The 17,445-nt window shown below is 37.0% G+C and carries 14 protein-coding genes; 2 read left to right on the top strand and 12 right to left on the bottom strand.

All coding sequences use genetic code 11. The annotated features are described in order from the left end of the window. Positions 1-135: 135 nt before the first annotated feature. From phoR to QUE72_RS14995, 3 genes are all read right to left on the bottom strand, one after another. Positions 136-1,440 (bottom strand): phosphate regulon sensor histidine kinase PhoR, encoded by a 1,305-nt coding sequence (gene phoR, locus QUE72_RS14985; protein ID WP_286269873.1) that lies wholly within the window; start codon positions 1,438-1,440, stop codon positions 136-138. A 9-nt stretch (positions 1,441-1,449) separates the two neighbouring features. Beyond that, complete coding sequence (gene phoB, locus QUE72_RS14990) at positions 1,450-2,151, bottom strand: phosphate regulon transcriptional regulator PhoB (RefSeq protein WP_074498903.1); 702 nt, start codon at positions 2,149-2,151, stop codon at positions 1,450-1,452. A 273-nt stretch (positions 2,152-2,424) separates the two neighbouring features. Continuing rightward, complete coding sequence (locus QUE72_RS14995; protein WP_286269874.1) at positions 2,425-3,351, bottom strand: porin; 927 nt, start codon at positions 3,349-3,351, stop codon at positions 2,425-2,427. A 300-nt stretch (positions 3,352-3,651) separates the two neighbouring features. Between QUE72_RS14995 and QUE72_RS15000 the strand changes: the two genes are divergently transcribed. Further along, positions 3,652-5,382 (top strand): sensor histidine kinase, encoded by a 1,731-nt coding sequence (locus QUE72_RS15000; protein ID WP_286269876.1) that lies wholly within the window; start codon positions 3,652-3,654, stop codon positions 5,380-5,382. A gap of 130 nt (positions 5,383-5,512) precedes the next feature. Continuing rightward, positions 5,513-6,433, top strand: a complete 921-nt coding sequence (rdgC, locus tag QUE72_RS15005) for a recombination-associated protein RdgC (protein WP_074498906.1) — start codon at positions 5,513-5,515, stop codon at positions 6,431-6,433. Between the two features lie 42 nt (positions 6,434-6,475). Here rdgC and QUE72_RS15010 read toward each other — a convergent pair whose 3' ends face one another. From QUE72_RS15010 to ptsP, 9 genes are all read right to left on the bottom strand, one after another. Then, positions 6,476-7,318, bottom strand: coding sequence for an HDOD domain-containing protein (locus tag QUE72_RS15010; protein ID WP_074498907.1), 843 nt, complete (start codon positions 7,316-7,318; stop codon positions 6,476-6,478). Positions 7,319-9,040: 1,722 nt separating this feature from the next. Next, entirely contained in the window at positions 9,041-9,217 is a 177-nt protein-coding gene (locus tag QUE72_RS15015) for a hypothetical protein (RefSeq protein WP_286269880.1), read from the bottom strand. A 497-nt stretch (positions 9,218-9,714) separates the two neighbouring features. Beyond that, positions 9,715-10,083: a hypothetical protein gene (locus QUE72_RS15020; protein WP_286269881.1), complete on the bottom strand. Its 369-nt coding sequence runs from the start codon at positions 10,081-10,083 to the stop codon at positions 9,715-9,717. Between the two features lie 78 nt (positions 10,084-10,161). Next, a protein-coding gene (locus QUE72_RS15025; protein ID WP_286272943.1) for an IS3 family transposase occupies positions 10,162-11,270 on the bottom strand; the annotation gives its coding sequence in 2 pieces (ribosomal slippage) (positions 10,162-11,021 and positions 11,021-11,270; 1,110 coding nt in all). 373 nt (positions 11,271-11,643) lie between these two features. After that, positions 11,644-12,378 carry a CPBP family intramembrane glutamic endopeptidase gene (locus QUE72_RS15030; protein WP_286269883.1) on the bottom strand — a complete coding sequence of 245 codons (735 nt, stop codon included), beginning with the start codon at positions 12,376-12,378 and terminating at the stop codon, positions 11,644-11,646. Positions 12,379-12,791: 413 nt separating this feature from the next. Further along, the gene (locus tag QUE72_RS15035) at positions 12,792-13,040 is read right to left on the bottom strand and encodes a hypothetical protein (protein ID WP_286269885.1); all 249 of its coding nucleotides are present in this window, start codon (positions 13,038-13,040) and stop codon (positions 12,792-12,794) included. A 348-nt stretch (positions 13,041-13,388) separates the two neighbouring features. Continuing rightward, positions 13,389-14,240, bottom strand: coding sequence for a thymidylate synthase (locus tag QUE72_RS15040; RefSeq protein ID WP_074498517.1), 852 nt, complete (start codon positions 14,238-14,240; stop codon positions 13,389-13,391). Positions 14,241-14,296: 56 nt separating this feature from the next. Next, positions 14,297-15,091 (bottom strand): sulfite exporter TauE/SafE family protein, encoded by a 795-nt coding sequence (locus tag QUE72_RS15045; RefSeq protein WP_074498516.1) that lies wholly within the window; start codon positions 15,089-15,091, stop codon positions 14,297-14,299. Between the two features lie 57 nt (positions 15,092-15,148). Further along, positions 15,149-17,425 (bottom strand): phosphoenolpyruvate--protein phosphotransferase, encoded by a 2,277-nt coding sequence (ptsP, locus tag QUE72_RS15050; protein WP_286269886.1) that lies wholly within the window; start codon positions 17,423-17,425, stop codon positions 15,149-15,151. Positions 17,426-17,445 lie beyond the last annotated feature (20 nt).

A 17,445-nucleotide genomic window follows, 5' to 3' on the forward strand; every position in this document is an offset into this window, starting at 1 on the left:
TATATTTAAAGTTTGTGACACTTATATGACACCTTTAATATTTTCGTCATATAAAGAATTTCCATGATAATTTCTCAGCGTTCATAAAAAACGATCGTTAAGAGTGACTTGCGGATAGTTTACTTGATCAGTTCATCAAGGTATTTTCCGAATAGCTTTTGGTTCGAAATATATGATAAATTCACTGCCCTTACCCCATTGGCTATTTATCGCCAACTCTGCATGGTGATGGTTAAGTACATGCTTAACAATTGCTAAACCTAGCCCTGAACCACCAGTATTTCTCGAACGAGATTTATCAACACGGAAAAAGCGTTCGGTAATTCGATTAACGTGTTCAGGTCGAATACCAGGGCCATTATCTTTGACAGCGAATTTAGCTTTATGACCGTCTTTAGCCCAGGTAATATGAATTTCACCACCAGTTGGCGTATATGCGATGGCATTAGAAATTAAATTAGAGCAAGCACTTTTAATTTCATTATCGATACCTTCAATTGCTAAGTTAGTATCAATATCACTGGTGATTTTGTGCGCTTTTTCTTGATTTAACCATTTAGCATCTTCGATCAATGCAAAAATTAGTTTTGGCATATCAACAAAATACTTCTCTTCTTCTTCGGTACTTACCTCAACGCGAGACAGAATCAATAATTGCTCTACTAACCTATCCATTCGAGATACTTGCGTTTCCATCGTGGTAAATACTTTCTGCCAGTATGGATCTAATGCGTTATCTGTAACTTGTACCATTTCAACATAACCGCGCATGACGGTTAATGGGGTTTTTAATTCGTGGGAGACATTAGCAACAAAATCACGACGCATTTCTTCTAAGCGATGAATTTTACTAATATCTCTAGCCAAAAAAAGTACCTGATCTGTACCATAAGCCATCAGACGTAATTCAATCATGAGTTCGGCATTCGCCGGAGATGGGATATGACACGGTACGTCGAAGTTTTCTTCATCAAGGTAGCGAGAAAATTCTGGAAAGCGTATGAGGTTATCAATGCGCTGCCCAACATCTCCTGGCCAGCGAACACCTAAAATACGTTGCGCTTTTTTATTGCCCCATAAAATAGTTAAGTCAGCTGACAGTACCAATGCTGCGTCAGGTAATGCTTCTGCGCCATCCCTAAACTGTCGGATTTTTTCATTTAGGCGCTTTTGCTTAGTTCTGTGTTTGCGAATAACACGGTATAAACCATCGTACACTTGCCCCCAAAGCCCTTGAGAAATAGGTGGAGATAAACTTTTACTAACCCAAAGCCAGCGCATAAGTTTAAATAAGTGATGATATTGCCACGTTAACAATGCAATAGCTAAAAACGCGACAAGTATAAAGGCGTAACCAAAAAGGTAGCCAATGAAAAAACTCAAAGCTAAAGCAAAGAAAAGGCGAGCGAAAATTGCTTTAGCTGAAAAACTAGAATACATAAGGCTTAATTAAACACTCGCTTTAATTTTACCTGAGAACCGATAACCTGAGCCGCGTACTGTTTGAATAAAATCTTCATGACCCGCACCAGTAATTGCTTTTCGTAAACGTCTAATATGAACATCAACAGTGCGATCTTCAACATAAACATTTGTACCCCATACATTATCCAATAATTGTTCACGACTATATACACGCTCTGGATGAGTCATGAAAAAGTGTAACAACCTAAACTCTGTAGGGCCTAAATCAATATTACTGTCATTTATCGATACTCGATGAGCAACGGGGTCAAGCTTCATGCCATGAAATTCAATGGCTTCTTCAAGTGCCGTTGGCGCCACTCGGCGTATCACAGCCTTAATGCGAGCAATCAACTCTTTGGGTGAAAAAGGTTTTGTTACGTAATCATCCACGCCAACATCAAACCCTCTGACTTTGTCTTCCTCGTCGGCGCGTGCCGTTAACATAATAATGGGAATTGAACGCGTATATTCATTCTGTTTCAACATTTTTGCTAATTTAACGCCTGAGCCGCCAGGTAACATCCAATCTAATAAAATTAAATCCGGGTATGGCTCTACCACTTTTTCTTTTGCTTGGTCAAAATCTTCAGCTTCAATAGCATTAAAACCATTTTGTTCTAACACGAAAGTGATCATTTCCCTGATTGGTGCTTCGTCTTCGACGACCAAAATTTGTCTGTTCATGTATTAAACTTCCCATTAGGCATGTGACAATATCTAATGAACATTGTGATAAGATTTTATGACAATTTTATGACATAAGTGAAATTTTATTTCATCATTGCCGATGTTACACGACAACACAAGAAAAAAGCGACTATTCAGCCGCTTATTTACAGAGAAACTCAATACATTTATTGCACAAAAAATTGTAAGGGCGTTGATCGAATACAAGTTTTGTATGAATAAAACGTTCCTTAAGAACAGCTTACTGCGGAAACAAACACGCCCTAATTTTTAAAAATTATATTCAAGCCCAATTCCCAAGTAGTCTTCATCTGCACCACTATCCATATCAAATGTTGTATAAAAACCAAATGCTTTAATATTTTTAGCAAATTTATAATCTGCACCTACTGTAATACCAGACTTGTCATCACCACCATCAAATTTTGCGGTTTGAAACTGTCCTTTTAACACCCAATTATCAATATTGTATTTCCCTGATAAAAGGAAGCCGTCCATCTCTTGTCCTGAACTAACGTTTTCTTGTGTTTGAGCAATTGCACCAAGGATAAAACCACCTAACTTCCCTGAAATGACAGCACGGGTAACATCGTAACCAGCCATCTCTGAATCAAAGGCTAACGCAGCATAAAATGTAGATTTTTTTAAAGCTTTATCACCATACATTAACGCAATTGAACTGGCATCTTCACCATCAACACTGTCTTCAACCACATACGTCATCCCCAATTGAAAACCACTAAATTTTTTCGTTTTATAAGTGATACTGTCAGAAACGCGATTCTCACCTTTCCATAACGCCTTAATATCAGCGTTTAAATCACTAAAAACATCAACTTTTCCCTGAGATTGCTTTAATAGCGTATCATTTTTGCCAATTAACACCTCACCAAAGTTGCCTTTTAAGCCTATATACTGATTTCGATCGGTAATACTGTCTCCTTTTGCACTATCACCATCTAAGTCAACACCGAATTCTGCTTTGTAAACAACAGTCAACCCATCTGAAAGTGCTTGTTCCCCCTTAAAGCCAATGCGTGAATTGTTACTTTTTACCTCAGTAAAAGATCCTTCACCTTCATCGGAAGATTGCACAGTTACATTGGCTTTACCATATATATCTATGCCATCTGCAACACTCGGTGCTGATATTGCGGAAAACACAGCAATGGCAAGAGAATTATAATAACGTTTCATGAGATCACCCTTTCAAATGTATATTGAGTATATTTGCCGCACATTGTGCCTAAATTAAATGACACTTTTGTGACAATATGACTTTTTTTTTACATTAAAATGAATTTATTGCGTCACTTTTGTGTACAATTTATTTCAACTTGATGACAAACCGTTCAAGCTGCATTATAAAAACTATAGTCTATCTCCAAGAAAAATAAGAAAAATAATAGAATAAATTTACTATTTTTTTAAAAAACACTTTAATCAAACGATAAAATAGCTACAATCAAATTAGGTATTGTTCAAATAGAAGATAAAATGAAAATAACAAGTATCTCTCGCAAATTGCTTACTAGAGTTTTGTCTTTTTATTTTGTCTTAACCTTTCTAGTCACATGTGTGCAAATTGGCGCCGAATATATCAATACCAAAAAGCATATTAATGATGAATTACAAACCTTAGAAAAAACGTTCTCAAGTAGTTTAACTAGAGCAGTATGGGAACTTAATACACAACAAGCCATTGATATTGCAGAAGGCCTTGTGGCTATTCCAATGATAAAAGGTATAAAAGTTACCGATGAAAACAATCAAGTAATTACGCAACTTGGTGCCAATGCATCACTTTCCGATACACAAATAAGAAAAGCTGACTATTTAAATATTAACGCCTTTTCTGACAGCTTGTTTGGCCACTCATTTCCCTTAATTTTTGAGTTTTCAGGCCGTACCACTAAAGTTGGTTCAGTAACTTTACTCTCAAGTAACCAAGTTATCTTTAATCGGATAGAAGTGGGTATTTACTTTCTTATTGGTAATGCAATGGTGAAAACAGCGGCATTAATGTTATTGTTTTCCTTTGCCTTTTCTCAATTGTTAACGAACCCTCTCAACGAACTTACCGAGCAAATTAACCAGTTTGATATGGACGACCCAGAAGCGTCGAAAATCCACATGGTTAATTATGAACAAAATGAATTAAGTGTCTTACAAAACGCCTACAATAATTTGTTATCTGAACTGGCAAAGTATAAAGAGGAACTTGCCCAGGCACAGAACGAGATAATTGCTTCAAACCGAAAACTCGACGAGCAAAATTTAATGTTAGAGCAAGAAGTAGCTCGCAAGACATCTTCATTAAGTACCACCATGTTAAAAATGGAACGCCAACAGCGTGAATTACTTACTCAACAAAGCCAATTAAAAGAAGAAAATAAACGTCGAAGCATCACTGAAAAAACCCTTATTGATACTAATAAAGAACTCAAAAGCTCTATCAATGAATTAAATAAAGCACAAGGCCGTTTGCTTGAATCAGAGAAAATGGCAGTATTAGGTGCTCTGTCAGCAGAAGTATCTCACGAGATAAACACACCTATTGGCGTAAGTATTACTTCTGTCAGTTACCTTGCTGACCTTCTCACCGAGTTAAACAACGACATTGAAGAACAAAAACTAAGCAAACGTAGCCTTGAAGACTTTACTCAAAATGCCGGGCAAAGCGTTGCCTTATTAATTAACAACCTTAATCGCGCTTCTGAATTAATTTCCAGCTACAAACAAGTCGCAGTAGATCAAACCAGTGATAAGATCAGACAAATAAACGTAGCAAAATATCTTGATGAAATTATTCAATCACTGCACCCTAAACTCAAGAAAACCAACCATAGAATAAAAGTAAATTGCCCTGAAAACTTAGACGTATATTGCCATGCAGGCGCAATATCACAGATTTTCACTAACTTAATCATCAACTCAATTATTCATGGATTTGATGGTATCAATCGAGGAGAAATTAACATAGATGTTCATATGAACAACAAAGATGTAGAAATTATTTACCAAGACAATGGTGTTGGTGTACCCGAAACCCAATTACCCTTGCTATTCGACCCTTTTTTCACCACAAAAGCAGGAAAAGGTGGCACTGGATTAGGTACTCATATTGTGCATAACCTTGTCACAGACACCCTCAACGGTACCATTCACGCTGAATCACAAAAAGGCCATGGATTAACCTTCACCATTAATTTTACTGATATGCAGTGATCCCTTCTTTTGCTATTTGTAGTTCAATAACTTTTCAAACATAAACTAATGATTAATTAATCATGTTAATTGGTATAAGATAACGCCCTTTCAAAAATAAAAGGCGAATTATCGCCCACGAGAGTTTTCAATGTGGTTTAAAAATTTATACTTTTTCGCTTTTACGCGTCCTTTCGAGTGGTCAGAGCAAGACTTGATCAAACATCTAAATGAACATTTATTTACTCCTTGTGCATCAACTGAAATGTCACACTTTGGCTGGGTTAACGCCTTAGGAAAACATGGTGACTCAGTAGTGCATTCGGTCAATGGCAATCACCTATTGTGTGCACGTAAAGAGGAAAAGATTTTACCTGCCCCGGTGATCAAAGAAATGTTAGAAGAGAAAATGGCCTTGCTAGAAAACGAGCACGGTCGCAGTGCAACAAAAAAAGAAAAAGAACAATTTAAAGAAGACATCATTTTTGAATTACTACCAAGAGCCTTTTCCCGTGTTACAGACACTCACGGCTATGTCAATGCAGAGCACAATATCATTGTAATCAATTCAAGTAGTCGCGCTAAAGCGGAAGACTTTTTAGCGTTACTTCGTAAAGTGTTAGGCACTTTACCTGTCACCAGCGTATCTCCTGAAAAAGCGCCGGATGAGTTAATGACAGATTGGTTAACTGAAAACAATCTTGGAGAGTCATTTGAATTAGGGACAGAAGCAGAACTACACGGGTTAGGTGATGATGGAGCGATAGTGCGTGTTAAAAACCAAGATTTAACAAGCGATGAAATGAAAAGCCATTTAGATGCCGAAAAGTTTGCTGTTAAATTAGAGCTTGTTTGGGATGACGCTTTATCTTGTATCCTCTGTGATGATTTCGCTATAAAGCGTTTAAAATTCTTTGATGTATTACATGAACAAAATGAAGATATCGACAAAGATGACGTAGTAGCACGCCTTGATGCAGATTTTGCATTAATGGCCGGAGAAATTAACCGTTTTATTGGCGATTTACTGCATGAATTTAATTGTAAAACAACAGATTACCTAGAGAGTTAATTTGTTAATTAATGTTTAGTTAAAAAGGCGAAAATCGTCTTTTTAACTAAACATATTCTTAACATCCTGATACATGTCTTTAAACTCATCTGACGACATAAAATCAATATCAGGTAATATTCCTTTGGCAACATAACTTTTTAATAATACCTCTTGTGTCGATTCATTTTTGAAAATGCCATTATAAATTGCGCCTGCACGGATAAAATCTAAATAATGTACTTCTGCGGGTAATACCGTTAAATCACTCCAATTGAGTACAATATCGGTAAATTCTTGTGATAACCCCCACGCAATGGTTATTTCAGCACCTATTTTATTTGAAAGCTTAATAATTGCTTGTTGCAAAAATGTTGGATTGGCGAACACATCAGGGTGATTCTCAGCTTCCGTTAATATGGGTAGCACACCAATGCTATGAATAAGCGCAGCTAAGGTAAGAGTGTCTAATGTCAAAGGGCTGTGCTTATGATCGCGTTGATAAAATGTCATCAAAACCATAGCAACTGATGCGACCTCGATCGTTTTAGCCCACGATTTTTTCAAGTATAAAGAAACAATTTCATTTTCAGAAACAAACACCTGCTCTAACGCCATAGCTGTTGCAACACTTTTTATTTGTCTCAAACCAATACGAGTGACAGCTTGATTGACGGTCTCGACTTTTACCCCTCGACCTAATATGGCACTGTTTGCGACTTTCAACATGCCCATTGACAGAGCAGGATCGTGTGCAATTATATCGCTCATATCTCCTAGGTTAATTTGCGGATCATCTGCCGCTTCTCTTACCCTTAATGCAACTTCTGGCAGCGTCGGTAGTACAAGTGATTTTTGTTTAATTTTTTCAACAAGGATGGTGTACAACGCATTCTCTGTTCCCATTTGTTACGCCCTATAAATAATTGTTAATCCATTTAAAAATAGCACACTATTTTAATGCGTGTAGTGCTTTCATCAACGTTTATCGATATTTATTTAATGAGCATTAGTTAAACTTGTCGCTTTGAATACAAATCAGTTAGAAACGCTTGTAGCAGGCAAAAGTTATCGTAATTTATTATATAATATTCATTGCACAGGGGGTTCGCCACCTTTATCATTAAGAATTCAGCTTATTCTCACACGCACGATGAAGACCTGTTCCCAATAATTTTTAATAATCTCCCATTTAAACAATTAGAGTGATAAGCTTGCATTAGTGATGATTAAAAAGATCTTTCCAAGACTTTCTTTATCGCGACAAAGTAGAATAATAGAAACATCACTAAACCAAAAATTTAGTTGCATAGTGCAAAACCTAATCCATCACTTTTCGACCCTTCACTTGTAGCAAATTAAAATTCCTCAGTGATCGCCAACAATAAAGTTTTGGTGAAACCAGCTTGAAATGTTCAAAGCTTTAAGTCTTTGCTTAGTAAAAATGCTAGTTTAAAAGGTTATTTTGACAACTTAAACCACTTTAAAAAGTTTACATTCAGCGCATAAAGTATGAGGTAAATACCTATGGCAATGGCTCCAATGTGACTAAAAGTATAACCTTGCTCCACATTAAAAAAGTTAAGGCCAATGCTCTCTGAATATATAAAAAAGACACCCCAAAAAAAACTTGGTAACCTGAAAATCATGATATTACCCCGTTATAGCTCTACAGTAGGCATTTGCCCCCATTTAAAACCCCATAGAAAAGAAGCCAATAAAACCATTTGTTCGCAAAAAACCTTTAAAGCGCTCGCAGTTTTGATCTGTTTCAAACTGTTTTTGGGCTCCATATAAATTCCGGGAGCCTTTTTGAATCAGCATTTCCTTTATAGTTGGGCCTAATCTTTCTAATGCAAGCGCGGTATATGAAAGAGGGCTTAGATCACTTGCTAATTTATATGCTTTTCCATAATCTTTCTCAATGCAAGCTTGAAATGCCTTTTCTTTTTTTGCTCTATCGGATATTCCACTGGAAGAACTGCCGCCGCTAATTATACTTAACCTGTAGATTGAAAAAGTTTAGATGAAGAATAATCATATGAAATTTTTTATTATTATAGGCACATTGAAACATTAATGATATTGACGGGCTTCTTAGGAAACGCAGTAGCATAATTTCTAGTAAAAGAAACTTGAGAGTAAGAGTAAAGTAATGATTAACACAATAAAGAAAAAACAAACTCCAATTATGTTGTTCCCTTCTTGTTTTTGTTGGTGTTGCTCTTTAAATGCAGCTAACTGATCATCATTAAAAGCTGAGCAGTGGTTGCATTGTTTTAATGACTTTGCATAGTACAGCCCACACCTCTTGCAGCGCTTTTGTTTTAAAACCCTTAGTCTCCATGCAAAACTCATTTCTATTGACATTATAAAGCCTTTGTATTTAATTTACTCATGGCCCCGAAAACTTATTTAGTTTGACGGGGCTATGTTGTAAAGCGACTACTATTTCTTGTTGAGTCGCCTATATAACTCTAGTACAACCGCTGTTATTAAAAAGTAAGAGATAAATTCTAATATCCCACTTTTAAATCCTACGTATTTATCATACAAAGCGTATGATATTACCAATATAAATAATAGTAATAATATTTTTACGATAGTTACTAGAGTAATATTTTTCATTTAAAACCACATAATTTTTAAAGCGTATGCAGCAGCTCCTAGCGCAGCCCCACCAAGACCAAAGCGAGCACCAGAAGAGACTGCACCAACAAACCCTTCCATTGTTGCTTCGCCCCAACAATATTTAGCACAACCACCATCTACTTGTTCAATTTCATTTACGTTTAATTTTCGCATAATATTACGCTCCATGAATCCAGCATTGTCTAATAAATAACACTGGTTTGTTAATTCGCTCAACCTCACTATGAATACGAGCGATTAATAAGGCAGACTTTACTTTCTTACGCGAACGTTCACTAAAGGCAGCCGCTTTTATTTCCTGAAAAACATTTAATATGAAATCTGACAGAAAAATCTTCATACACTTGATTGCAATACTGGTTTCTCATCATCAGAAATCAGTACGGTAATCCATATTCAGAAGATAGAGTCAAAGGTAGAATGGACAACTAAAGGTGGCAATTTAAAAACATTGTAAAAAGCTTGTATAAATGTTGGCTAGGCATTTAGCGCATTAAAATGCCTCATATATTGTCAACATTGTATCTTCAGTCAAATGAATGAGAAATAGAGAACGTTTAACCGCTAAACACTAAAAGGGTAAGCAATGGCTACATGGTGCTGGCAGTATATTTCAAGACCTGTTAATACTTACTGTTAGAGCCGCCCCGTTAACTTCTCAAACGTTTAGGTGTGAACTTCACAAGACCAATAATGGAAAATAATAAAACCAGGTAGCCTTCAATAAAATCACCCTCTCGAAATAACCAAATTGCGAGAAAAACGCCAAACAATTCGGCAATAAAGCCAATGAGCGCCCACTTATTCTTAAACGATAAATCCCAAGATACATTAATACTTCTTAAAAAGTTGAATATACTGATTGTTGATTTTTCCATAGGAATTACATTATTTTCATCATCAGTTATTTTGATTTCTACCTTAAACATTTTTGAAGTTGTATCGATAACTAGTTCACCATCATCTGTCATAATTGAAAATTTTTCTTTTATTTTTATGATGTTATTATCGCGATTCACTCTAAATATTTCTTTACCGCGACATAGTAGAATAATAGAAACATCGCTAAACCAAAAATTTAGTTGTCCACTTCCCCATTAATGACACAGTTCTAAATTAGAATTTTCCAGTTTTTCTCGGTAAGCTGCCGGCGGCAGGTTACCCAGACTCTCATGTGTTCTTTCTTCGTTATAATCCAATCGCCAGAACCAAGCCATATCTCGCACTTGGCTGAGATTCTCAAACAAGTAGGCATCAAGAAACTCTCTGCGGAATGAACCGTTAAAGCGTTCAACAAAGCCATTTTGCTGTGGCTTACCTGGCTGGATATATATCAGTTCAATATTATGGATCTCACACCAATCTGTTAGTGTCGCAGAGATAAGTTCTGGGCCATTGTCTACACGCAACTGTTTGGGCAACCCACGCTCATCTTTTAACTGCTCTAACACGCGAACTACACGGCCAGCGGGCAACGAGGTGTCCACTTCTATAGCGAGGCACTCTCGCGTTCCTTCGTCCACCACATTCAACGTTCTGAATCGTTTACCGCAATACAATGTGTCATGCATAAAATCGAGCGCCCATTGGTGGTTGGCTTGCTCCTGCACTTCTAAAGGCTGAGCAATTCGCTTGGGTAGCACACGTTTAGTTCTTCGTTTTAGATTCAACCCCATCTGGCAATACACGCGATAAACGCGCTTATGGTTGAACGGAAAGCCTTTGAAGCGCATTCGGCCAAAACACTTCCAGAAGCCTGCTCGTGGCGACTTTTCAAGTACGGCATTGATAGCATCAATGACAGCAGCATCTGCTTTACGCCAGTCTCGTTCAGGGCGATAAAAGGTCGAACGGCCAATGCCAACAAACAGACAAGCCCTTACGATACTTAGCCCCGCACCAACCATTACGCTGACGCATTCTCGTTTATCCGCTGTCACCAGCCCTTTTTTGCGAAAAGCTCCTTAATCGCATGATTTTCTAGACTGACATCCGCAAACATCTTTTTAAGCTTGGCGTTTTCTTCTTCCAGCTCCTTCAACCGTTTGACGTCAGAGGCTTCCATCCCACCGTATTTGGACTTCCAGTTGTAATAGGTTGCACTACTGATACCGTGTTGACGGCACACTTCCTCGACTTTTCTACCAGCATCAACTTCTTTTAATACTGCGATGATCTGAGATTCTGTATAGCGTGATTTTTTCATAGTCGTCTCCTGCATTAATCATTACAGAAAACTCTAATTATGTCTGTCTCAGTTTAAGGGAAGTGGACATAGTAAGGTATACTTTTCACCTCTAAAATCAAATGTGTATTTCACAAAGCCTCCTAAGAAATCGCCCTAACTTTTGTTCAAGTGATGTTTTCATGTTTTAAACAAAGTGACTTAGTGCCTGTTGATTTTTCACGTTTATTTTTGCAGCAGTTTAATAGTATTTAGACAAGGCATTGCGATTAACGTGTGGTTATTCCACATGAAAAAGCAATAACGACGTATAAATGACAAAAAACGCTGCCCTTTGGGTTCAACAACATTTAATCTCGAAAGATCAACACCCCCTAGTGAAAGAGTAAGATAATTAAAAGTAAAATAATTCAATGATAACCAAACTATTAAGCAATATATGAATTACAATCGTATAGCTAGTATTTTGGGTTTTATAACGAACAAAGCCTAACAATAAACCTAAAAAGAAAATATAAATTAAAGTGGACACATTGTCATATTGCGTATGAATAGCAGTAAAGATAAACGTTGTAATGACTAATGCTCCAATATCCCCTAGTTTAGTCTGCTTTATTTTGCTATAAAACCAACCACGAAAGATTAACTCTTCAATAATGGGGGAAACAAAAGAAGTAGTGGCGATAATAAGCACAAACATAGCTAAACTATTATTAGCGGCTTGCACATCAAGCATAAAATTTTCAGTTGTTAGATTTAGTACAACACCCAGTAATGTTGATACACACACAAAAATAAAAACAACAGCTAACCATTTCATTAACTCTTGGCGATTAATTGAATGAACAGCCCAGTAATCTAATCGTTTCGTCCAATTGTTTTCATTTGTTGCCTTAACCAAGATGTATATATTTATTAATGATGCCATTAGCGACAATTTTAATAAAACAGGAATACTATTAACCCAATCATAAAAAGCTTCAGGAGAATAGTTATCCCCTTGTTGGATACCAAAATAAACATCAAAAAAAATACTAAGTACAGTTGGCGTTAAAATTAATAAAACTAATAACCAAAGTGATGTATTAAATAAACTCGTCAATGAGTTCTTGGTTTGTGTACTATTCATTATTACTTCTGTTGTCAAAATTGTGAATACATTGTCGATTAGATTTAAAGTTGTTTGAATACCATACCTGCACTGCCGCTGGTAAAACTAATACTCATTTTCTGTATATCATTAACCGTACTAATTTTAAGTCTCTAATTGAATAAAAATAAGCCGATAATAATTCCATATGATCTTTTTAAAGCAATCAACTGCCCTTCTTAAAAAAAAGAATATGCAAAAGGCAAAAATAGAGCGGCAATAAAACTTAGCAAGACTCCCAATATATAAGAAAAAAACACAATATCTGCTTTTCTTAAAACGGTAACTTTCTCATCGAAGTACACGGCTAAAATCAACATACAAAGAGATACTAAATATTCAAACACCTTATTCTATTAATCCCCTCAATTTTAAGTTGAAGGGTTAATCTACTAGAACAACTTACGGTAATAATAACGGGCGCTTGCTGAAGCTGAAGCCCAAGATTTCCTAAGATGATCATTAATTCCTTTTGCTCCGCCTACTGACTCATATAAATATGCACCAACCGCTCCCCAACCTAAACCTCTAACACCGCCATCTACTTTTTCAATTTCATTTACGTTTAATTCACGCATAATATTACGCTCCATGTATCCAGCATTGTCTAATAAATAACACTGGGTTGTTAATTTGCTCAATCTCACCATGAGAATGAGCGGTTAATTAAGCCGACATTAGTAGTTTTGAATACCGTAAACTCAAGTCAGCTGCTCTTATCTCCTGAAAAACATTTAATATGAAATCTGACAGAAAAATCTTCATACACTTGATTGCAATACTGGTTTCTCATCATCAGAAATCAATACGGTAATCCATATTCAGAAGATAGGGTCAAAGGTAGAATGGACAATTAAAGGTGGCAATTTAAAAACATTGTAAAAAGCTTGTATAAATGTTGGCTAGGCATTTAGCGCATTAAAATGCCTTATGTATCGCCAACATTGTATTTTCAGTGAAAGGAATGAGAAATAGAGGGCGTTTAACCGCTAAACACTAAAAGGATAAGCAATGGCTTCATGATGTTGATAGCCTTTAACCGTAAAGTCGTCCGTTGTTACCCATGTTTCCAAATCTTTTAACGATTTAATATCAGGATTAATTTCAAGCTGCGGTGAAGCAAACGGTTCTCTGGTTAATTGTACGTCACGTAGTAACGGCAGTTGATCTTCATAAATATGCGCATTGACTATTTTATGGTAAGCCTTACCAGGTTTATGACCAGTAATTTGTGCCATTAACGCTAAAAAGGTAAATACTTGAACTTGATTGAAATTTAAACCCAGCGGCACATCGCACGAACGTTGGTAACTGGTTAAATAAAGCGTATCACCTAACAAAGAAAAGGTGTGAGTATGCATACAAGGGCGTAAACAACCTAAATCAAATTCTCCAGGATTATAAAAGGTAATAATTTCACCACGATCATCAATACCGTTAGCAAGGTTATCAACCACTTTTTTAAGCTGATCTAACGGGGTACCGTCAGGCTTTTGCCATGCACGTCCTTGCACACCATAAACCCTACCCATATCATCTTCACCTTTGCGATAAGGGTTATTCAACCAGGCGTCATTATCATTTGCATTGGCGTTCCAGGTGTTACAGCCTATTTCACGAAATTGTGCAGCATTACTGTAACCACGTAAATAACCAAGCAATTCAGCGATGGCGGCTTTATAAAAACTTTTTCGTGTTGTAATTAGCGGAAATTTATTACCAGCCACATCGTACTCTAAATCTGCGTTGATCAACGTTAAGCACTTTTTACCTGTGCGCTCATTCGTTACCCACTGCCCTTGTTCGATAATGTTTTTACATAACGCTAAATATTGTTTCATGACTGTTTATGACTCTAGTTAATGTTCCACTATTTATGGAGATTGTACGCTATTTTTTAACGAAAAATCATTCTTATCGCCACGAGAATTAAAAAGCCAGCAAACATTCGTTGTAAATAACGAACGGGTAATTTACCCGCTAGCCTCACCCCATAAGGCGCAAATAATGAAGACGTTAATACAATACCTAACAAAGCAGGTAAATAAATATAACCTAAACTCCAATGCGGTAAATTTGGTTGATCTAACCCCGTGATGATAAAGCCCGCGGCGCCAAATAAAGCTACCACTAAACCACATACCGTTGCTGTGCCAATAGCATGACGGATAGACACCGAATAATAACTTAATAAAGGCACTAATATAGCACCACCGGCTATACCCATCATGCTAGAAATGCATCCAGTACCGAACCCCATAGCACGAATAGTATGATCACCAGGTAAAGGTTTGCTCTTTTGTACTTTTATAGAAAACAACATGTAAGAGGCCAAAATAATAACCGCAGTAGCAAAAATATAGGTTAAAACCTCTGTAGAAAGTGAATCAGCCACATAGGCTCCTGATATGGCGCCTAAAGCTATCATTACCATAAGTTGTCTGGCCAGCGGCCAAGGAATGTTACTATTTTTATGATGAGCAAAGCTTGCTGATGCAGAAGTAAAAACAATTGATGCTAAAGATGTTGCGATAGCGATAGGCATCACTAACTCTGCATTTACACCTAGTAACGGCAATAAATACACCAAGGCAGGTACAATGACTAAGCCACCACCTATGCCAAGTAATCCTGCTAGAAAGCCTGCAATACATCCTAATAAAGCACAAGAAATAACGACATTTATAAACATGTTTGATTTCCAATAATAGGCACGAAGGCAACGAAGAAAACAACAATAAAAGCAAGACTACATACCAGCGCGAACAAAACCACCCAAGTTCAATAGTTCAAGTTGTTCATTAAGGTAATCAATAACCTGTTGGGTATCGGAAAAAGTAAGAGCTTTTGATAATATTGCTTTTGCAGTTTTATACTCTACATGACGAATAACCCATGTTATTCGTGCAACATTATGTGAGTTCATACTTATTTTATCATAGCCCATTGCGAGCAATAATAAAGCGCCGGCTGGTTCACTTGCTAATTCTCCACACAAGCTTAATGGTACCATAAAACGCTGAGATTCTTGAGCTATCATATTTAATGCTTTTAACACCGATGGATGATATGAATTATATAAATTTGCAACACGTGCATTATTTCGATCAACCGCGAGTAAATATTGTGTTAAATCATTGCTGCCGACAGAAAAAAAGTCCACCTTCTGTGCTAGTTCACCTAATTGAAAAATAACACTGGGTACTTCAATCATAATACCTATTTTAGGTTTAGGTAATGATTTACCTTGTTCAAACTCAAGCTCAGCAGAGAGCTCATAATAAGCCTGATTAATCAATCGTATTGCTTCATCAACCTCCACTATGCTCGAAATCATCGGTAACATAATTTCTAAATTACCAATGTTAGCGTTAGCGCGTAACATAGCTCGCACTTGCAATAAAAATATTTCAGGATGATCAAGGGTAATACGAATACCTCGCCAGCCAAGAAATGGGTTATCTTCAATGATAGGAAAATAAGGTAAAGCTTTATCACCACCTACATCTAACGTACGCATGGTGACTACTTGCCCAGAGAAAGCTTGTAAAACTTGCTGATATAATACTGTTTGCTCAACCTCAGAAGGAAAGCAGCTTTTATTCATAAACGGAATTTCAGTGCGATATAAGCCAATACCATCAACACCAGTCGTTTTAGTATGTTCAAATCCTGAAGATAAGCCTGCATTTAATAACACAGCTATCGTTTTACCATCTGGCGTTTCAGCAGGTAAACCTTCAACTTCTTTTACTTTAGCGGTAAGCGCTGTTTCTTCAGCAATTAAATGCTCATATTCTCTTATGAGCGCATCATTGGGCGCAACGAAAAGTTCACCAGTATAGCCATCAATAATGCACATTGATTGGTCAATTTTCTCTAATGGGATACGGTTTACTCCCATTACAGCAGGAATTGCTAATGCTCGTGCTAGAATGGCAGCATGTGAATTATTTGAACCTTGCAGGGAAACAATGCCTTTTAATCCCAAATGCTGATATTCAGCAACTAACGCTGCAGTCACATCTTCTGCCACTAAAATAAAGGATTCAGGCACCGCTTGTACGGTTGTGTTTAATACCTTTAAGTTGTATAAAATACGATTACCTAAGTCTTTAATATCACTCGCACGCTCTCGAAGATAATCATCATCTAAACCCTCAAACTGAACTACGTAACCGTCTATTACTAGCCTTAGAGCACTTTCAGCAGTCCAACCTTGAGCGATTTTTTCACTGACTTCTTTACCAAGATTTGCGTTATCCAATAGCTGTTTATACATATCAAAGATATCTAAGCTATTATCTGCAATGCTACGAGCAAGCTCTTTCGTCATCCGTTCAAAGTCAGCACGCGTTGACTTAACAGCCTTCAAAAAACGTTGCTGCTCGTGAACTACATCATGAGTTTGCTTCAAAGAGACACTACGAAGTTCAATATTAGGTTGCATCGAAAAGATGGGTGCCATCGCAACACCTGAAGAGCCTGCAACCCCTTTAATTGAGGAAACCCATTGGCTATTGCCTTGCTGCTTAGTCAGTATATCTGTTGCTTCTGCACTGGCTATTGCGGTGGCAATTTGTGCAGCAAGAGTAACAATAAAGGCTTCTTCCGTTTCTGTAAAATAGCGTGCTTGTTCTTGTTGAATAGAAATAACGCCTAACACTTTGCGTTGATGAATAATGGGTGTGCCTAAAAAAGCATTGAACTTATCTTCTTTCACGGCTGGAGCATGCACAAAATGCGGGTGTTGACGAGCATTAGCGATATTTAGAGGTTCTTCACGTTGGGCAACCAAACCAATAAGCCCTTCGCTAAAGCCTAATGTTGTTTGTCCTAACGACTCTTGAGCAAGACCATCAGTGGCCATTAAAATAAAGTGTTGTTTTTGATGATCCGCCAAATATATTGAGCAACAGTCAGTGCGCATCACCGTTTTTATTTGCGTGACAATACGCGTTAGCGCACTATCAAGTGCACTATCTTGGCTAAACTCCAGTACTATTTTACGTAAACTGGTTAACATCTGAAACGCTTATACTCCTA

Origin of the sequence: Thalassotalea hakodatensis (assembly GCF_030295995.1) — a bacterium.
GTDB classification, from domain to species: Bacteria; Pseudomonadota; Gammaproteobacteria; order Enterobacterales; family Alteromonadaceae; genus Thalassotalea_C; species Thalassotalea_C hakodatensis.